This is a genomic window from Stutzerimonas sp. LR2 (assembly GCF_055755175.1).
Window position 1 is genome coordinate 147,595 of the sequence record NZ_JBVTRR010000002.1, and the last position, 12,315, is coordinate 159,909.

A 12,315-nucleotide genomic window follows, 5' to 3' on the forward strand; every position below is an offset into this window, starting at 1 on the left:
TCGCCCTGACAGGAGACGCCCCACAATGGACGAGAAGCAACGCTACGAAGTCGGCATGCAGGTGCGCCGCGCGGTGCTCGGCGATGCCCATGTCGACCGCAGCCTGAGCAACATCAGCGAGTTCAACGCCGAGTTCCAGGAGATGATCACCCGCCATGCCTGGGGTGATATCTGGACCCGCCCCGGCCTGCCACGTCACACCCGCAGCCTGATCACCATCGCCATGCTGATCGGCATGAACCGCGAGGGCGAGCTGAAGCTGCACCTGCGCGCCGCGCGCAATAACGGCGTCACCCGTGAGGAGATCAAGGAAGTGCTGCTGCAGAGCGCCATCTACTGCGGCATCCCGGCGGCCAACGCCAGCTTTCACCTGGCCGAGGAAGTCTACGCCGAGCTGGGCGTCGAATCGCTCGGCAAGTCCTGAACCCACCGCGCCAGCCGCTCTCGCCCCACCCACGCCCCGTACCGCCTTACCGGTGGCCGGGGTGTTTTGCCTGGCGTCCTAGCGCGGGATGCCACATGCCTCGACAACGTAATGCGGCCATGCCGGTGGCGGCGGCGTAGGGCCTGGCGGTGGATAGCTCAGAAGCAAAAGCCAGAAACGAAAAAGCCCTGTAAAAACAGGGCCTTAACGTTAGGTGTCTGGAGCGGGCGAAGGGAATCGAACCCTCGTCATGAGCTTGGGAAGCTCAGGTAATGCCATTATACGACGCCCGCTCAGGGGTGCCTTTTTACCAGAAGGCGGGGGTGAAATGAAGCGTGGCGGCAGGTTTTTCTGGCCGGTGGCTATGGGCGGTCAGATTTGTGCGATCTCGTTGTCCGTCAATGGTCGGTAGCAGCCAGGTGACAGGCTGGCGTCCAGCAGCAGTGGGCCCATGCTCTCGCGGTGCAGGGTGGTGACCTTGTTGCCGAAGTGGCCGAACATGCGTTTGACCTGGTGGTAGCGCCCTTCATGCAGGGTCAGGCGGGCTCGGCGAGGGCTCAGCAGCACCAGTTCGGCCGGTAGGGTGGTGAGATCCTCGAAACGAAAGTACAGGCCTCGGGCGAAGGCCTCGACGCAGCCGGGATCGATCACGTCTTCGGTTTCCACCAGATAGACCTTGCCTTGCAGGCTGGTCGGTTGAGTCAGGCGGCGTGACCACTGGCCGTCGTTGGTCAGCAGCATGAGGCCGGTGGTATTGAAGTCGAGGCGGCCGGCGATATGCAGGTCATCCTTGTCCGGTTCATCGATCAGGTCGATCACCGTGCGATGTGCGGCATCACGGGTGGCGCTGACGCAGCCGGGGGGTTTGTGCAGCATCAGGTAGCGGGCGACCTTGCCCGGTTGCAGAACCTGACCATCAAGTTCGACACAGTCGAATATGCGCACCTCCCGGTCCAGGGTGCGAGTGACTTCGCCGTTTACCCGTGCTCGGCCATCGCTCACCAGCCGGCGGACGTCCTGGCGGCTGAGCTGTGCGCGGCTACCGAGATAGCGATCGAGGCGCATCAGCTTTTGGCTGCGGTTTCACGACGAGCGCAGCGAGGACAGATGCAGGCCCGGTTTCTGAGGGCAGCGGAAATGCCGTCGAGCGTGTCCTGCGGAATGGTGGCGGTAAAGCACCAGCAGGGCTGGTCCGCGGCGGGATCGCACTCGGCGCACTGGTTGGGCTGGCCGCAGAGCGGGCAGCGTGACGGATCTATAGGCTCGCTCATGGCATTTCCGTTTAACGACGAGCTTCGCGTGCCGGCGGGCCGGCACGCGAAGCCGGGTTACATGACGCGCTGGCCGGGCTTGGCGCCGTTATCCGGGCTCAGCAGATAAATCTCGCTGCCGCCAGGGCCTGCCGCCAGCACCATGCCCTCGGACATGCCGAACTTCATCTTGCGCGGCGCCAGGTTGGCGACATACAGGGTCAGCCGGCCTTCGAGCTTGCTCGGGTCGGGATAGGCGCTCTTGATGCCGGAAAAGACATTGCGCGTGGCATCGCCGATATTCAGGGTCAGGCGCAGCAGCTTGTCGGCCCCCTCGACGAACTCGGCCTTCTCGATCAGGGCGATACGCAGGTCCACCGCGGCAAAGGTGTCGAAGTTGATCTCGGCGGCCAACGGTGCCTTGGCCAGTTCGCCATTGCCAGCTGGAACAGCGGCTTCGCTGGCGGCCAGATCTTCCTTGGAGGCTTCGATCATGGCGTCGATCTTTGCCGGCTCGATGCGGGTCATCAGCGGGGTAAACGCGTTGAGCTTGTGGTTGGCCAGCAGCGTGGCATGGTCGTCCCAGCTCAGCGGCGCTACGTTGAGGAACTGCTCGGCAGCGGCCGCCAGGTTCGGCAGCACGGGCTTGAGGAAGATCACCAGCTGGCGGAACAGGTTGACGCCCAGGGCGCAGATTTCCTGCACCTCGGCCTGCTTGCCCTCGACCTTGTTCAGCGCCCAGGGCGCCTTGTCGGCGATCCAGGCGTTGGCGCGGTCGGCCAGGGCCATGATCTCCCGCATGGCGCGAGCGAAATCACGTGCCTCGTAGGCGTCGGCGATGCTCGGCGCGGCGGCTTGGAAGGCTGCCCAGAGTTCCGGCTCTGGGTTGGCCTCGACCATCACGCCGTCGTTGCCCTTGTGGATGAAGCCGGCGCAGCGGCTGGCGATATTCACCACTTTGCCGACCAGGTCGGAGTTGACCTTCTGCACGAAGTCGTCGAGGTTCAGATCGAGGTCGTCGACACCACGGCCGAGCTTGGACGCATAGTAGTAGCGCAGGTATTCGGGATTGAGATGATCGAGGTAGGTGCGCGCCTTGATGAAGGTGCCGCGCGACTTGGACATCTTCTGCCCGTTCACCGTCAGGTAGCCGTGCACGTTGACCGCGGTCGGCTTGCGGAAGCCCGCGCCTTCGAGCATGGCTGGCCAGAACAGGGTGTGGAAATTGATGATGTCCTTGCCGATGAAGTGGTACAGCTCGGCGCTCGATTCCTTGCTCCAGAAGGCATCGAAGGAAAGTTCGGGGCGGCGCTTGCAGAGGTTCTGGAAGCTCGCCATGTAACCGATCGGCGCGTCCAGCCAGACGTAGAAGTACTTGCCCGGCTGGCCGGGGATCTCGAAGCCGAAGTAGGGCGCATCGCGGGAGATATCCCATTCCTGCAGGCCACCGTCGAGCCATTCGGCGATCTTGTTGGCCACCGATTCCTGCAACGCGCCGCCGCGGGTCCACTCCTTGAGCATCGCCTCGAAGTCGGGCAGCTTGAAGAAGAAATGCTTGGAATCCTTGAGCACCGGGGTGGCGCCGGAGATTGCCGAGCGTGGATCCTTCAGCTCGGTGGGCTCGTAGGTGGCGCCGCATTTTTCGCAATTGTCGCCGTACTGATCTTCGGCCGCGCAGCGGGGGCAGGTGCCCTTGATGAAGCGGTCGGCGAGGAACATGCCCTTCTCGGGATCGAAATACTGGGTCACCGAGCGGGTGGCAATGTGCCCGGCATCGCGCAGGCGGGTGTAGATCAGCTCGGCCAGTTCGCGGTTCTCTGGCGAGTGGGTGCTATGGAAGTTGTCGAAATTGACAAGGAAGTCGGCGAAATCGGCGCTGTGCTCGGCCTGGACGTTGGCGATCAGCTGTTCGGGGGTGATGCCTTCCTTTTCCGCCCGCAGCATGATCGCCGAGCCATGGGCGTCGTCGGCGCAGACATAGATGCACTGGTTGCCGCGCAGCTTCTGGAAGCGTACCCACATGTCGGTCTGGATGTACTCGAGCATGTGGCCGAGGTGGATCGAACCGTTGGCGTAGGGCAGGGCGCTGGTAACGAGGATCTGGCGGGCTTCGGACATGGGGACTCGGCAGTCGGAATGGCGAAAGAAAGTCTGCAACTATATAGCTCTGCCACGGTTTTTTCACCCGCGTGACCAAGGTTGGCCGTAGTCCCGGTCGTCGGTGGGCTCGGAACTACAGGGCAGGGTAAGATGCCTGTCTGATTTGCTCGGTCTTTCCAGGAGTAACCATGTCCGTCACCCGCGAAGCTGTGGAAACCGTACTGCGCCAGTACACCGACCCCCATCTGAATCAGGATCCGGTGAGCGCCGGCTGTGTGCGTTCAATCGACATCCAGGGCGACCGGGTCAGCGTGCAGCTGGAGCTGGGCTACGCCGCCGGGCTGTTTCGCAGCGGTTGGGCGCAGATGCTGGCGATGGCCATTGAAGGGGTCGAGGGCGTCAACCGTGCCGATGTGCAGGTGGACTGCGTGATTCGTGCGCACAAGGCGCAGGATCAGGTGCCGGCGCTGGCCAATGTGAAGAACATCATCGCGGTGGCGTCCGGCAAGGGCGGCGTCGGCAAGTCCACCACGGCGGCTAATCTGGCGCTGGCGCTGGCCCGTGAGGGGGCGCGGGTCGGTGTGCTGGATGCCGACATCTACGGGCCGAGCCAGGGCATCATGTTTGGCATCGCCGAGGGCACCCGGCCGGAGATCCGTGACGGCAAGGCGTTCATTCCATTGCAGGCGCATGGCGTGCAGGTCATGTCGATGGCCTTCCTCGCCGATGACAAGACGCCGATGGTCTGGCGCGGGCCCATGGTGTCCGGTGCGCTGCTGCAGCTGATCACCCAGACCGAGTGGAACGATCTCGACTACCTGGTGGTGGACATGCCGCCGGGCACCGGGGATATCCAGCTGACGCTGGCGCAGAAGGTCCCGGTGACCGGCGCGGTGATCGTTACCACGCCACAGGACCTGGCTCTGCTGGATGCCAAGAAAGGCATGGAGATGTTCCGCAAGGTCAATATCCCGGTGCTGGGCGTGGTGGAAAACATGGCCATCCACATCTGCTCCAACTGCGGTCATGCCGAACACCTGTTTGGCGAGGGTGGCGGCGAGAAGCTGGCTTCGCAGTACAACGTCGATCTGCTGGCCTCGCTGCCGCTGTCGATGGCGATCCGCAGCCAGTCGGATGCCGGCAAGCCGACCACCATTGCCGATCCGGACAGCCAGATCGCCATGATCTATCAGCAGATGGCGCGTACCGTCGGCGCTCGCATCGCCCAGAGTGGGCAGATCATCGCCCAGTCGATGCCGAAGATCGTGGTGTCCGAGGACTGAGTCGACAGCCTGCGGGCGGCCTTTGCTCGCCGTCCGCAGGCTGAAGGAAATCGCAGGCACAAAAAAGCCCCGCCGAAGCGGGGCTTTTTCAGAGAAGCCTCAGGTTAGATAACCTGAACTTCCTCAGCTTGCATGCCTTTCTGGCCGCGGGTAGCGACGAAGGAGACTTGCTGGCCTTCTTTCAGGCTCTTGAAGCCGTCACCCTGAATGGCACGGAAGTGTACGAAGAGGTCGTCACCGGATTGCGGAGTGATGAAGCCGAAGCCTTTCTCATCGTTGAACCACTTAACGGTACCGGTTTGGCGATTGGACATTTGATGTCTCCTTGAACCAAGTTTTGAAGAATAAAGTGCGGGCTAAAAGGCCCGAACATCACTGTGTGCAAGGAGATAGGAGTCGTATCGATATTTGGATCGAAATCTAAACATGTAGCGATTCACGGTGACACATGCAGCAGCAGCCCAGTAACAATACCGTTTTTCTGGAGCAAAGCGAGCTTTATTTTGGATTTCTTCGCCGAGTGGCTGCTGCTGGCTGTGACGGCCGTTGCGGCGCGCCAGTAGCCAGGCTTTGAACACCCGCGCCAGGCTCGGTAAGATGCGCCTCTTCGCGGGCCCATTAACCTATTCAGGACGCCAGCCATGAGCATCAAATCGGACAAGTGGATTCGCCGCATGGCCCAGGAACACGGCATGATCGAGCCTTTCGTCGAGCGCCAGGTGCGCAATGAAGGCAATGACCGGCTGATCTCCTACGGTGTCTCCAGCTACGGTTACGATGTGCGCTGCGCTGACGAATTCAAGGTCTTCACCAATATCAACTCGGCAACGGTGGACCCGAAGAATTTCGACGAGAAGAGCTTCGTCGATATCAAGAGCGACGTCTGCATCATCCCGCCGAACTCCTTCGCGCTGGCCCGCACCGTCGAGTACTTCCGCATTCCACGCAACGTGCTGACCATCTGCCTGGGCAAGAGCACCTATGCGCGCTGCGGCATCATCGTCAATGTGACGCCGCTGGAGCCTGAGTGGGAAGGGCATGTGACCCTGGAGTTCTCCAACACCACCACGCTGCCGGCGAAGATCTACGCCAACGAAGGTGTGGCGCAGATGCTGTTCCTCGAATCGGATGAGGAGTGCGAGGTGTCCTACCGCGACCGCGGCGGTAAGTACCAGGGCCAGCGCGGCGTGACGCTGCCGAAGGCCTAAGCTTTTCCGGATATGAAAAAACCTGGCCTGAGCCAGGTTTTTTTTGCGCCGATCTGCCGGTTACCAGCCCGGCACCCCTCGCATGTCCGGCAGTTTGTGGGCGATGCCCTTGTGGCAGTCGATGCAGGTCGCCTCGCCGCTGGCCAGGGCGGTGGAGTGGAACTCCGCTGCGCGCTTGCCCTGCCGGGTAAAGTCCATGTAGTCGAAGTTGTGGCAGTTGCGGCACTCCAGCGAGTCGTTCGCCTTGAGCCGTGCCCATTCGTGCTCGGCCAGCTCGCGGCGTTTCTCGAGGAATTTCTCGCGGGTGCTGATGGTGCCGAAGATCTTGCCCCAGACTTCCTTGGAGGCCTGCATCTTGCGCGCGATCTTGTCGGTCCACTGGTGTGGCACGTGGCAATCCGGGCAGGTCGCACGCACGCCGGAGCGGTTGCTGTAGTGGATGGTGTCCTTGATCTCCATGAACACGTTGTCTTCCATCTCGTGGCAGGAGATGCAGAACGCCTCGGTGTTGGTGGCCTCCAGCGCCGTGTTGAAACCGCCCCAGAAGATGATCCCGGCGATGAACCCGCCAAGCGTCAGCGCGCCGAGGCTGTAGTGGACGCTCGGTCGCCGCAGGACGGCCCAGTAGCGTTTGAAAAACGACTTGATCGACTTCATCCAGGCCCCCTCAGTTTCCGCCGGTGGATGGTGAGGTTTCCCGGTACAGCAGCTCGTCGATGTTCTTGAAGCGGTTTTCCACCAGCGGCTTCACATCCTGCTGCGGCACGTGGCACTGCGTGCAGAAGTACCGTCGTGGCGCCACCGCGGCGAGGGTCTGCTGATCGCGGTCGGTGTAGTGGGTGATGCTGATCATCGGTGCCTGGGCGCGGGCGCTGTTGGCTCGGCTATGGCAGCTCAGGCATTTGTTGGCGTTCTTGTCGACGTGATAGCCGCGGATGCTGTGAGGGATGGTCGGCGGTTGCTCCGGGTAGTTGCGTTCGCGCCGGACATCCTTGTTTTCCTCGTCGTGCAACGGCGGCGGGGTGAATTCCTGGGTGATGGTGCCGCCCGGGCGTCGGCCGTCCGGCGCCGGGGCGTCGAGGGGATAGTTGGTTTCGGCGGCAACAGCCAGACCGAACACCGCGAGCAGGGTCAGCGGCAGTAGGCAGAATTTCATGGCGGCTCTCCTCAGGCGATGCTGACCACTTCGATCTTCACGGCGCATTTTTTGAAATCGGTCTGTTTGGAGATCGGGTCGGTGGCATCGAGCGTGACCTTGTTGATCAGCTTGTTGGCATCGAAGAACGGGACGTACACCAGCCCCATTGGCGGCTTGTTGCGCCCGCGCGTTTCGACCCGGCCCTGCATCTCGCCGCGTCGGCTGACGATCTTGACCACACTGCCGCGGCGCACGTTGAGCTTGCGCGCATCCTCGGGGTGCATGTAGACGAGGGCGTCAGGAACCGCCTTGTGCAGTTCGTCGACACGCTGCGTCATGCTGCCGGTGTGCCAGTGCTCGAGCACCCGACCGGTGCTCAGCCAGAACGGATACTCTTCATCCGGCACCTCGGCGGGCACCTCATAGGGAAGCGCGAAGATGATCGCCTTCTTGTCCGCATTGCCATAGAACTGCACACCGCTGCCGGCTTCGACGTAGGGGTCGTAACCCTCGCGGTAGCGCCACTGGGTCTCCTTCTCGTCGACCACCGGCCAGCGCAGGCCGCGTTCACGATGGTAGACGTCGAACGCCGCCAGATCGTGGGCGTGGCCGCGGCCGAACTCGGCGTACTCCTCGAACAAGCCCTTCTGCAGATAGAAGCCGAATGCCTCCGCCTCATGGTTGGCATAACCCTCGGCGATTTCGTCGTTGGAGAAACGATCGACCTGGCCATTCTTGAACAGTACGTCGAACAGCGTCTTGTCCTTGAACTCCGGCGCCTTGCTCAGCAGCTCCGCCGGCCATACCTCATCGACGCGGAAGCGCTTGGAAAACTCCACCAGTTGCCACAGATCCGAGCGCGCCTCGCCGGGTGCGGTGACCAGCTGGTGCCAGAACTGGGTGCGGCGCTCGGCATTGCCGTAAGCGCCTTCCTTCTCCACCCACATGGCGCTGGGCAGGATGAGGTCGGCGGCCTGGGCGGAGACCGTGGGGTAGACGTCCGACACGATCACGAAGGTTTCCGGGTTGCGCCAGCCTGGCAGGATCTCCTGCATCACGTTGGGACCGGCCTGCATGTTATTGGTCACCTGTGTCCAGTACACCTTCAGCACGCCGTCCTTGAGCTTGCGGCTCTGGTCGACGGCGTGGAACCCGGGCTTTTCCTGGATGGTGCCTTCGGGCAGCTTCCAGATCTTTTCGGTAATGGCGCGATGCTTGGGGTTGGTGACGGCCATGTCCGCTGGCAGGCGGTGGGAGAAGGTCCCGACCTCGCGCGCGGTGCCGCAGGCCGAGGGCTGGCCGGTGAGCGAGAACGGGCTGTTGCCCGGCTCGCTGATCTTTCCGGTGAGCAGATGGATGTTGTAGATCATGTTGTTCGCCCAGACACCGCGGGTGTGCTGGTTGAAGCCCATGGTCCAGAAGGACATCACCTTGACCTTGGGGTCGGCGTACAGCTCGGCCAGGGCCTTCAGGCGCTCGGCCGGTACACCTGATTCCTTGACGGCGTGTTCTAGGGTGTAGGGTTTGAGGAACTCGACGTAGTCCTCGTAGCCAATGTCGGTCCAGGTGTTGGCCACCGCGGCATTCTCGGCCTTCAGCTCCAGTGGATCGGTCGGACGCAGGCCGTAGCCGATGTTCGTGGCACCCTTGGCGAATCGGGTGTGCTTGTCGATGAACTCCTTGTTCACCGCGCCGCTCTGGATGATGTGGTTGGCGATGTAGTTGAGGATCACCAGGTCGGTCTGCGGGTTGAAGATCATCGGGATGTCGGCCAGCTCGAAGCTGCGATGCTCGAAGGTGGACATCACCGCGACCTTGACGTGTGGTGCGCTCAGTCTGCGGTCGGTGAGGCGCGTCCACAGCACCGGGTGCATCTCGGCCATGTTCGAGCCCCACAGCACGAAAGCGTCGGCAGCCTCGATGTCTTCGTAACAGCCCATCGGCTCGTCCATGCCGAAGGTGCGCATGAAGCCGAATGCTGCCGAGGCCATGCAGTGGCGCGCGTTGGGGTCGATGTTGTTGGAACGAAAGCCGGCCTTCATCAGCTTGTTCGCGGCGTAACCTTCCCAGATCGTCCACTGCCCCGAACCGAACATGCCGATGGCTTCCGGGCCGCCAGCCTTGAGTGCCGCCTTGTACTTTTCCTCCATGATGTCGAAGGCCTGATCCCAGGTGACCGGCTGGAACTCGCCCTGCTTGTCGAACTTGCCGTCTTTCATGCGCAGCAGGGGCTGGGTGAGGCGATCGGTGCCGTACATGATCTTCGACAGGAAGTAACCCTTGACGCAGTTGATGCCGCGGTTGACGTCCGCCTTGACGTCGCCGTGCGTGGCGACCACCCGATTCTCTCGCGTCGCCACCATCACGCCGCAGCCCGTGCCGCAGAAACGGCATGGGGCCTTGTCCCACTTGAGGTTAGTGGCGTCCGCTTCGGTGACCAGATTGCTCGCGGTCGAAGCGATGGGCATGCCGGCCACGGTCGCCGCGATGGCGGCGGCATTGGCCTTGGCGAATTGACGTCGGGTAAGGCTCATCAGGCGTCTCCTTCGAGGAGTTCTTCGTGGTAGACCAGGGCGGCGTTAAGGACGCCAGGCAGCTGCTGGATGTGGTCGATCGCAGCGAGGATGCGCGACTCGTGCTCGGCCTCGAGCACCACCACCAGCTTGCCGCTGGGGCTTTCCTGATGCAGCTCGAGACCGGGTAGCAACTGGAGGTTGGTTTTCAGCGCGGCCAGCCACTCGGGGCGGCAGTGCACCAGGAGGCTGGCGATATGCAAAGGGTGTCCCATCACGCGTTTCCGTCTGGCTTGGTGGCAGGGCGTGAGCGCCCCGGTCAATGGTGCGGGAGCTAGGCTGGGCCCGGCGGCCCGAAGATCATCTGCACGATCCAGACGATGAAACCGTAGCCGCTGACCAGCGCGACGCTCAGGATGGGAAACAGAAACACGATCAGGAAGACGAACAGGCGGGTCTCGTCCCGCTTGGTCGAGGCGACAGAGGGGCGGGTGTCATTCGGCGTTACTGTCATTGTTCTACTCCGACTGGCATATAGGGGAGTCTAGTCACTGACCAACATAGGGCAATGTTCGTTTCGATAGTTTTGCAGTCGGCGCGGTCCCATCGATTGGCGACTCACTCGATCGGCGCGCGGCGACGGGGCAACCGTGCTAGCCTGCGCGGCTTTTTTTGCAGCCTGCTGCAGGCGTTGACGATGATCGAAACCTCCCACCTCAAACGCGGTACTGCCGCCTATCGACGCGCCACGCTGGCGCTGTTCTGTGCCGGCTTCGCCACCTTCGCGCTGTTGTATTGCATCCAGCCGTTGCTGCCGTTGCTGGCCGCGCATTTCGCCGTCTCCGCGGCCAATAGCAGCCTGGCGCTGTCGCTGACGACGCTGTCGCTCGCACTCTGCCTACTGATCTCCGGCGCGCTGGCCGAAAGCTGGGGGCGCAAGCCGGTCATGGCTGCAGCGCTCGGGTTGGCGAGCCTGCTCGGCCTGGCATGCGTGCTGGTGGAGTCCTGGCATCTGCTGCTGCTATTGCGCACGCTGTTGGGCCTGGCGCTGAGTGGCCTGCCGGCGCTGGCGATGGCCTATGTCGGTGAAGAGTTCGACCCGGACTCGCTGCCGGCGGCGATGGGGCTGTACATCGGCGGCACTGCTCTGGGTGGGATGCTCGGGCGTTTGCTGTCCGGCCTGTTGAGTGATCTGGGCGGCTGGACGCTGGCGCTCGGCGGTATCGCCGCGCTGGGAATGGTGGCCTTGAGCCTGTTCGTCTGGTTGCTGCCGGCGTCGCGCCACTTCAAGGCGCAGCCGCTCTCGTTGACGGTCCTGCTGGCCAATTTCCGCCTGCACCTGTCGAACCCGGCCCTGCGTAGCCTGTTCCTGCAGGGCTTCCTGCTGATGGGGGGCTTCGTCGCGCTGTTCAATTACATTGGCTTCCGCCTGGCCGGCGCGCCATTCGGCCTGTCTTCCACGTTCATCGGTTTGTTGTTCGTCGTCTATCTCGGCGGCATTTTCAGTGCCGGCTGGGCAGGCCGTCTGGTGCCGCGCTTCGGTGCGCGGCAGGTTCTGCGCGGCGGCGTGGCGCTCATGCTGCTCGGCGTCGGGCTCTGCGCAACGCCCTGGCTGGCCAGCATTGTCGTCGGCCTCGGCGTGTTCACCCTCGGTTTCTTCGCCGCGCATGCAGTGGCGAGCGGCCAGGTCGGCAGTCATGCCCAGGGCGCGCGTGCGCAGGCCTCGGCGCTCTATCTCTGCGCCTATTATCTGGGGTCGAGCGTGGTGGGGTACGGTGCCGGGTATGTCTGGGATCACGCCGGCTGGCAGCCGTTGATGGCCCTGCTGGCGGGGCTGTTCGTCATGGCCGGCTGGCGGGCGCGAGCACTCTGAGCAGCCGCGACGGCTTCATTCGCGGCGCTGTTCGCCAGTGAACGACAGCGTCGTCTTGCAGCGCCGACAGTAGTAGCGTCGACCCTTGGCAACCAGCGCATGACGCTGCGGCGTGAAGGCGAAATCCTGATCGGCGCAGCTGCAGCGATAGACGTAGCGTGTGCCGACGCGGCGGCGTATCGCATAGGTGTGGCAGCGATCCGGTGGCAGCTCGTAGACACCGCGCATGATCAGTTGCCATTCCTCACCGTGGGGCTGAATCCGTGCGCCGAACATCTGATGCGCCACCAGGTGCGCCACCTCATGAGCCACGGTCTGGCGCAGGAAGGGTTCGGTGTTCTCGCGGTAGAGCTGTTCGTTGAAACGCAGCAGATTCTGATGCAGGTGAGCCACGCCGGCCTTCTGGCCGCGCAACTTCAGGCTCACCTCGGGGCGGGGGAAGCGGCGCTTGAAAAATTGCTCGGCCAGCGCGTAGCAGGCTTCGACGCGGGCATTGAGACGCTCGGGCATTGAGACAACTCCTGGG

At 62.9% G+C, this 12,315-nt stretch carries 14 protein-coding genes and 1 tRNA gene; 4 read left to right on the forward strand and 11 right to left on the reverse strand.

Annotated elements, in window-relative coordinates; all coding sequences use genetic code 11:
* Positions 1–25: 25 nt before the first annotated feature.
* On the forward strand, positions 26–424 hold the full coding sequence (gene pcaC, locus ACVRRC_RS07020; RefSeq protein ID WP_014596069.1) for a 4-carboxymuconolactone decarboxylase: 399 nt from the start codon (positions 26–28) through the stop codon (positions 422–424).
* A 219-nt stretch (positions 425–643) separates the two neighbouring features.
* Here the strand turns inward: pcaC and ACVRRC_RS07025 are convergent.
* From ACVRRC_RS07025 to metG, 4 genes are all read right to left on the reverse strand, one after another.
* Positions 644–717 (reverse strand) — tRNA-Gly (locus tag ACVRRC_RS07025).
* Positions 718–796: 79 nt separating this feature from the next.
* Positions 797–1,489 carry a pseudouridine synthase gene (locus ACVRRC_RS07030; protein WP_472996792.1) on the reverse strand — a complete coding sequence of 231 codons (693 nt, stop codon included), beginning with the start codon at positions 1,487–1,489 and terminating at the stop codon, positions 797–799.
* A complete protein-coding gene (locus ACVRRC_RS07035; protein ID WP_472996793.1) occupies positions 1,489–1,695 on the reverse strand; it encodes a cysteine-rich CWC family protein in 207 nt (68 codons plus the stop codon). Before ACVRRC_RS07035 ends, ACVRRC_RS07030 begins: the two co-directional genes overlap by 1 nt.
* A gap of 57 nt (positions 1,696–1,752) precedes the next feature.
* Positions 1,753–3,792 (reverse strand): methionine--tRNA ligase, encoded by a 2,040-nt coding sequence (gene metG, locus ACVRRC_RS07040; protein WP_125865223.1) that lies wholly within the window; start codon positions 3,790–3,792, stop codon positions 1,753–1,755.
* A 170-nt stretch (positions 3,793–3,962) separates the two neighbouring features.
* Here metG and apbC point away from each other — a divergent pair, with 170 nt between their 5' ends.
* Positions 3,963–5,057 carry an iron-sulfur cluster carrier protein ApbC gene (apbC, locus tag ACVRRC_RS07045; protein WP_472996794.1) on the forward strand — a complete coding sequence of 365 codons (1,095 nt, stop codon included), beginning with the start codon at positions 3,963–3,965 and terminating at the stop codon, positions 5,055–5,057.
* 104 nt (positions 5,058–5,161) lie between these two features.
* Here the strand turns inward: apbC and ACVRRC_RS07050 are convergent, their stop codons facing one another.
* Positions 5,162–5,371, reverse strand: a complete 210-nt coding sequence (locus tag ACVRRC_RS07050) for a cold-shock protein (RefSeq protein ID WP_003282211.1) — start codon at positions 5,369–5,371, stop codon at positions 5,162–5,164.
* A 327-nt stretch (positions 5,372–5,698) separates the two neighbouring features.
* Between ACVRRC_RS07050 and dcd the strand changes: the two genes are divergently transcribed.
* Positions 5,699–6,265 (forward strand): dCTP deaminase, encoded by a 567-nt coding sequence (dcd, locus tag ACVRRC_RS07055; protein WP_013982166.1) that lies wholly within the window; start codon positions 5,699–5,701, stop codon positions 6,263–6,265.
* Positions 6,266–6,325: 60 nt separating this feature from the next.
* Here dcd and ACVRRC_RS07060 read toward each other — a convergent pair whose 3' ends face one another.
* From ACVRRC_RS07060 to napE, 5 genes are read right to left on the reverse strand one after another with little or no spacing between them, the layout of a single operon-like run.
* Positions 6,326–6,922: a cytochrome c3 family protein gene (locus tag ACVRRC_RS07060; RefSeq protein WP_011912445.1), complete on the reverse strand. Its 597-nt coding sequence runs from the start codon at positions 6,920–6,922 to the stop codon at positions 6,326–6,328.
* Between the two features lie 10 nt (positions 6,923–6,932).
* Positions 6,933–7,421, reverse strand: a complete 489-nt coding sequence (locus ACVRRC_RS07065; RefSeq protein WP_011912446.1) for a nitrate reductase cytochrome c-type subunit — start codon at positions 7,419–7,421, stop codon at positions 6,933–6,935.
* 11 nt (positions 7,422–7,432) lie between these two features.
* Positions 7,433–9,937, reverse strand: a complete 2,505-nt coding sequence (gene napA, locus ACVRRC_RS07070; protein WP_472996795.1) for a nitrate reductase catalytic subunit NapA — start codon at positions 9,935–9,937, stop codon at positions 7,433–7,435.
* Complete coding sequence (locus ACVRRC_RS07075) at positions 9,937–10,191, reverse strand: chaperone NapD (RefSeq protein WP_014596119.1); 255 nt, start codon at positions 10,189–10,191, stop codon at positions 9,937–9,939. The genes napA and ACVRRC_RS07075 overlap by 1 nt, the downstream gene beginning before the upstream one ends.
* Before the next feature lie 59 nt (positions 10,192–10,250).
* Complete coding sequence (gene napE, locus ACVRRC_RS07080) at positions 10,251–10,430, reverse strand: periplasmic nitrate reductase, NapE protein (RefSeq protein WP_011912449.1); 180 nt, start codon at positions 10,428–10,430, stop codon at positions 10,251–10,253.
* A gap of 183 nt (positions 10,431–10,613) precedes the next feature.
* Here napE and ACVRRC_RS07085 point away from each other — a divergent pair, with 183 nt between their 5' ends.
* On the forward strand, positions 10,614–11,789 hold the full coding sequence (locus ACVRRC_RS07085) for an MFS transporter (protein WP_045158859.1): 1,176 nt from the start codon (positions 10,614–10,616) through the stop codon (positions 11,787–11,789).
* A gap of 15 nt (positions 11,790–11,804) precedes the next feature.
* On the opposite strand, the gene ACVRRC_RS07090 is transcribed toward ACVRRC_RS07085, so the two are convergent.
* Complete coding sequence (locus tag ACVRRC_RS07090; RefSeq protein WP_151320142.1) at positions 11,805–12,299, reverse strand: SprT family zinc-dependent metalloprotease; 495 nt, start codon at positions 12,297–12,299, stop codon at positions 11,805–11,807.
* Positions 12,300–12,315: the final 16 nt, after the last annotated feature.

Coding starts and splice junctions, on each gene's coding strand:
- ACVRRC_RS07030 (WP_472996792.1), bottom strand. CDS start 1,489: ATGCGCCTCGATCGCTATCTCGGTAGCCGCGCACAGCTCAGCCGCCAG.
- apbC (WP_472996794.1), top strand. CDS start 3,963: ATGTCCGTCACCCGCGAAGCTGTGGAAACCGTACTGCGCCAGTACACC.
- pcaC (WP_014596069.1), top strand. CDS start 26: ATGGACGAGAAGCAACGCTACGAAGTCGGCATGCAGGTGCGCCGCGCG.
- ACVRRC_RS07060 (WP_011912445.1), bottom strand. CDS start 6,922: ATGAAGTCGATCAAGTCGTTTTTCAAACGCTACTGGGCCGTCCTGCGG.
- ACVRRC_RS07085 (WP_045158859.1), top strand. CDS start 10,614: ATGATCGAAACCTCCCACCTCAAACGCGGTACTGCCGCCTATCGACGC.
- ACVRRC_RS07075 (WP_014596119.1), bottom strand. CDS start 10,191: ATGGGACACCCTTTGCATATCGCCAGCCTCCTGGTGCACTGCCGCCCC.
- ACVRRC_RS07035 (WP_472996793.1), bottom strand. CDS start 1,695: ATGAGCGAGCCTATAGATCCGTCACGCTGCCCGCTCTGCGGCCAGCCC.
- ACVRRC_RS07090 (WP_151320142.1), bottom strand. CDS start 12,299: ATGCCCGAGCGTCTCAATGCCCGCGTCGAAGCCTGCTACGCGCTGGCC.
- ACVRRC_RS07065 (WP_011912446.1), bottom strand. CDS start 7,421: ATGAAATTCTGCCTACTGCCGCTGACCCTGCTCGCGGTGTTCGGTCTG.
- napA (WP_472996795.1), bottom strand. CDS start 9,937: ATGAGCCTTACCCGACGTCAATTCGCCAAGGCCAATGCCGCCGCCATC.
- napE (WP_011912449.1), bottom strand. CDS start 10,430: ATGACAGTAACGCCGAATGACACCCGCCCCTCTGTCGCCTCGACCAAG.
- ACVRRC_RS07050 (WP_003282211.1), bottom strand. CDS start 5,371: ATGTCCAATCGCCAAACCGGTACCGTTAAGTGGTTCAACGATGAGAAA.
- dcd (WP_013982166.1), top strand. CDS start 5,699: ATGAGCATCAAATCGGACAAGTGGATTCGCCGCATGGCCCAGGAACAC.
- metG (WP_125865223.1), bottom strand. CDS start 3,792: ATGTCCGAAGCCCGCCAGATCCTCGTTACCAGCGCCCTGCCCTACGCC.